Origin of the sequence: Peptoniphilus sp. oral taxon 836 str. F0141 (assembly GCF_000179335.1) — a bacterium.
In the GTDB taxonomy this organism is placed as follows: Bacteria; Bacillota; Clostridia; order Tissierellales; family Peptoniphilaceae; genus Peptoniphilus_A; species Peptoniphilus_A lacrimalis.
In genome coordinates this window covers 1-1,262 of sequence record NZ_AEAA01000080.1, presented here as the reverse complement: position 1 = coordinate 1,262, position 1,262 = coordinate 1, and the positions used below count along the sequence as shown (strand labels likewise).

Genomic DNA, 1,262 nt, shown 5'->3' with positions numbered 1-1,262 from the left:
AGAATTTCTGATATCTACTGATAAAAATTCCATTTCTTTTGAATAATTCACGCTATTAAGCTCAGAAATTTTCTCCTTATAGGACTTTAAATCTTCAAAATCCCTTTCCATATCTTCATCTATTTGAAAAACTTCATAATTAGCATGTAAAAGCTCGTCTATCTGCAAATAATCTTTTTTAATCTCTCTATTTAACTCTACAGATTGTTGAAAATCATTAATACTTACAGCCTTGGCTTTCTCGTTTATAATTTTTTCTTCTATAGATTTAATTTGTCTTTGTAAGTCCTTGTTATCTCTAATATTAGCAGCAAGTAAATTTTTTTTATCAGCTTCAAGAGCTGATTCTTCTTTTTTTAAAATCTCTAAGCCCTTAAAATATTCTATTCTTTTATCATCTAGTTCTAATTCCCCTTTATTAATCTCTTCAAGCCTTTTATTAATTGAGCCAATCTTAGTCTTTGTTCTAGTCGGCTTTCCATAAGAATCTAAATCCTCTTCAAGCTTTTCAAGAGCATAATGATAATTTATTTTTTCATCATTAGAAGTGATAAAATTTGAAATTTTTTCTTTCAATAGCTTGCTGGCTTTCTCATCTATTATGCTTTCCAACTGTCTGATATAAAAAGTTGAATGAAATAAATGCCTATTCATATTAAAAAAATAAAGCCCCGGCTCTTCTATTCTCGAATATTTTTTAAAAATTGCTAAATTAGAAATATTAGTGCCCTTAGTTAAATTTAAAACTTCAATGCTATTATTTGAAAAATCTCTACTTATTCTGTACTTATCATCTTTTGTAAGCTCTATATAACCCTTATAATCACTACCTTGCCAAGGTTTATATTTTTCGTATAATTCATCAGTTCTTTTTGCCTTTAAGCTATCTTTTGAAAATCCATAAAAAATTCCATCAATAAAGGCATGGCTTGTGGATTTACCTCCTTCATTTTCTGCAAAAATAATATTTATTCCTTGTCTTAAATCAATTTCTTTTCCCTTGAATTTTCCAAAAGCACCTAAATAAATTTTATCTAAAAGCATCTGATTCCTCCATTAAATACTTGATGCCAATTTTCATAGCCTCTTTTTCTAAGTCATTATCCAAGTCAAAGGATGAAATAAACTGTCCAAGAATATTATTCTCGTTTTCTCTTGAAATAGTTTCAATATCAATTGCTGGCTTAATGTTATTTTCTATTTCTATATAAAATCCATCAAGAGATGATTTTAAATAATCTAGTAGATAATCAATATCTCCA

1 protein-coding gene and 1 pseudogene are annotated in these 1,262 nt (G+C 27.5%); both read right to left on the bottom strand.

What is annotated here, in order from left to right; genetic code table 11:
• Positions 1-1,044 (bottom strand): AAA family ATPase (locus HMPREF9131_RS03695; protein ID WP_009345425.1); only part of this gene is annotated, 1,044 nt, incomplete at its 3' end.
• Positions 1,031-1,262: pseudogene (locus tag HMPREF9131_RS03690) on the bottom strand (DNA repair exonuclease); the annotation flags it as partial. The pseudogene HMPREF9131_RS03690 and the gene HMPREF9131_RS03695, both read right to left, overlap by 14 nt.